This window comes from Streptomyces sp. UH6, assembly GCF_013421635.1.
GTDB lineage: Bacteria > Actinomycetota > Actinomycetes > Streptomycetales > Streptomycetaceae > Streptomyces > Streptomyces abyssomicinicus.
The window spans coordinates 1-2,772 of the sequence record NZ_JACADT010000764.1; the positions used below are offsets into that span (position 1 = coordinate 1).

A 2,772-nucleotide genomic window follows, 5' to 3' on the forward strand; every position below is an offset into this window, starting at 1 on the left:
GCCGCCGGCGTCGCCCGCGCCCTCGGTGTCGCCGTCGATCCGCTCGTACACCAGCCGGTCGCCCGGTCCGTACGCCGGCTCCATGCTGGTCGCCGAGACGGTCGCCGACCCGTACCCCGTCAGGGTCCGCACCAGGCACCCGCCGGCCAGCGCGGCGCCCATCGCCGCCGTCACCACGCCGGCCACGACCGGCCGGGCCGCTCTCTTCATCCATCTCCCCCTTCACCGGGCCCGGTTGGGCCCGACGAGGCTAGCCGGACCCCACCGGACTGGGGTCCGGTGGGGCGGCCGGTGTAGCTTGGGACGGAGCCAGACGTCGCTGCTGATGGCGGTCGGGCGGTACCACGCGGTGAGCGACGGACCGGCCGAGGGAGAGAGGGCCTCCGACGGACTGCGCTGCGCGCGGGGCCACACCCGTGCCCCCGAGGCATGCCCGTGCCCGCGGGGCACACCCGTGACCGGAGCACGCCGACGCGCAGACCAGCCGCACCGACCTCGACCCGTAACCGCATCCGCGAGGAGCAGCACTACATGACTGTCGACAACCGACAGGACTTCAAGGTCGCCGACCTCTCCCTGGCCGAGTTCGGCCGCAAGGAGATCAGCCTGGCCGAGCACGAGATGCCCGGCCTGATGGCGATCCGCGAGGAGTACGCGAAGGCGCAGCCGCTGAAGGGCGCGCGCGTCACCGGCTCCCTCCACATGACGGTGCAGACCGCCGTCCTGATCGAGACCCTGGTCTCGCTCGGCGCCCAGGTCCGCTGGGCCTCCTGCAACATCTTCTCCACCCAGGACCACGCCGCGGCCGCCATTGCCGTCGGTCCCCACGGCACCCCGGACGACCCGCAGGGCGTCCCGGTCTTCGCCTGGAAGGGCGAGACGCTGGAGGAGTACTGGTGGTGCACCGAGCAGGCGCTGACCTGGCCGGACAGCCCCACCGGCGGCCCGAACATGATCCTGGACGACGGCGGTGACGCCACCCTCCTCGTCCACAAGGGCGTCGAGTACGAGAAGGCCGGCGAGGTCCCCGCGCTGGAGACCGCCGAATCCGAGGAGCACCTCGAGATCCTGCGCCTGCTGCACCGGACGATCGGTGAGGGCTCGCAGAAGTGGACCCACCTGGCGTCGGAGATCCGCGGTGTCACCGAGGAGACCACCACCGGCGTCCACCGCCTGTACGAGATGCAGCGCGACGGCGTCCTGCTCTTCCCGGCGATCAACGTCAACGACGCCGTGACCAAGTCGAAGTTCGACAACAAGTACGGCTGCCGCCACTCCCTGATCGACGGCATCAACCGCGCCACCGACACCCTGATCGGCGGCAAGACCGCCGTGGTCTGCGGCTACGGCGACGTCGGCAAGGGCTGCGCGGAGTCGCTCCGCGGCCAGGGCGCCCGGGTGATCGTCACCGAGATCGACCCGATCTGCGCCCTGCAGGCGGCGATGGACGGCTACCAGGTCACCACGCTCGACGAGGTCGTGGAGACGGCGGACATCTTCATCACCACGACCGGCAACAAGGACATCATCATGGCCTCCGACATGGCCAAGATGAAGCACCAGGCCATCGTCGGCAACATCGGCCACTTCGACAACGAGATCGACATGGCCGGCCTGGCGAAGATCCCCGGCATCGTCAAGGACGAGGTCAAGCCGCAGGTCCACACCTGGGCGTTCCCCGACGGCAAGAAGATCATCGTGCTGTCCGAGGGCCGCCTGCTGAACCTGGGCAACGCCACCGGCCACCCGTCGTTCGTGATGTCCAACTCGTTCGCGGACCAGACGCTGGCCCAGATCGAGCTGTTCACGAAGCCCGACGCGTACCCGATCGGCGTCTACGTGCTCCCCAAGCACCTGGACGAGAAGGTCGCCGCCCTCCACCTGGACGCGCTCGGCGTGAAGCTCACCAAGCTCCGCCCCGAGCAGGCCGCCTACATCGGCGTCGAGGTCGAAGGCCCCTTCAAGCCGGATCACTACCGCTACTGAGCGGCCGTCCCGCGGCACCGCACCTCCGGCAGGCCCTCGCCCTCGTGGCGGGGGCCTGCCCCCGTCCCGCCCCCGCAGCCCGGACCACCACCAGGACGCCCATGCCCACCGGCCGCTATCTGCTCCACGACCCGTACGACCACAGCCCGCTCGGCGAGGAGCACTTCCAGTGCGCCCCCGGCCCCTCCGGCTGGCGCTACGTCTCCCAGCGGCTCACCCCGGAGGGGGACCACCGGGGATCGGTGGACGTCACCCTCGACGACCTCGGCCGCCCCCTGCGCGTCGAAATGCGGGCCGGCGGCTGGCAGGTCCGCGGCGCCGCCCTCGACGGCGTCACCTGGGTCCGCACCGACCCCACGGGAGAGCACGCCGCCGAGGGCAACGCCCCCGCCCACGCCTTCACCGGAGCCTCCCCGGCCTTCCTGGTCGCCACCGCCCGGCTGCTGCGCCCGCACCTCGGCGAAGCCCCCGTCCGGGTCCGCCTGGTCGAGTTCACCGACCCGGTCCTGGCGCCCTTCACGGTGGACCGGACCTGGGCCCTGACCGGCAGCGAGACCCACTCGACCGACAGCGGCCCCCTGGTGGTGGACGCGTACCGCGTCACCGACCTGGGGACCGGCGAGCAGCACACCGTCCACCTGGCCGGCGACGTGGTGCTCGCCGCACCCGGCGTCGAGCTGGACGACCTCGCGTCGCCGCCGTCGGCCTTCCGGGACGTCGACCGGCAGGGCGCCGACCCGGACGACCGGTAGAGCGCGCGGCTTCCGCCGCCTGTGCCGCTGCCCG

General features: G+C 71.9%; 2 protein-coding genes and 1 pseudogene. 2 read left to right on the forward strand and 1 reads right to left on the reverse strand.

From position 1 onward, the window contains the following. Positions 1-210 (reverse strand): annotated as a pseudogene (locus HW445_RS25475) (signal peptidase I); the annotation flags it as partial. Between the two features lie 321 nt (positions 211-531). Here HW445_RS25475 and ahcY point away from each other — a divergent pair. Beyond that, complete coding sequence (ahcY, locus tag HW445_RS25480; RefSeq protein WP_180223254.1) at positions 532-1,986, forward strand: adenosylhomocysteinase; 1,455 nt, start codon at positions 532-534, stop codon at positions 1,984-1,986. 101 nt (positions 1,987-2,087) lie between these two features. Then, a complete protein-coding gene (locus HW445_RS25485) occupies positions 2,088-2,738 on the forward strand; it encodes a hypothetical protein (RefSeq protein ID WP_180223255.1) in 651 nt (216 codons plus the stop codon). Positions 2,739-2,772 lie beyond the last annotated feature (34 nt).